The following is a 217-nucleotide window of genomic DNA, read 5'->3' as shown; positions in this document are numbered from 1 at the left end:
CGTTTTCCTGTCTGGAAAGTACAGAGGCTGTGATTTTCCCGGTCACGTGTTACCGCCCCGGAACCATCATAAGCCAGTCTGCTGGTATTCCATGCACAGATCCGGGATATCCGCATCTCTTTCCTGTGTGCCTGATGTTCACAGCGTCTTTGGATATCCCGCTTTCTCCACAGGTGCAGTTTCTGTTTTTTCTTTCCCGATATCTTCCCCTGCATCT

Annotated in this window: 1 pseudogene; it reads right to left on the bottom strand. The window is 50.2% G+C overall.

What is annotated here, in order from left to right:
- A pseudogene (locus LJE11_RS19700) lies at positions 1–217 on the bottom strand (IS200/IS605 family accessory protein TnpB-related protein); the annotation flags it as partial.

The sequence above is a fragment of the Blautia sp. DFI.1.216 genome, from assembly GCF_020594215.1.
Taxonomy (GTDB): Bacteria; Bacillota; Clostridia; order Lachnospirales; family Lachnospiraceae; genus Blautia_A; species Blautia_A wexlerae.
This window is presented reverse-complemented; position numbering and strand designations above follow the sequence as displayed.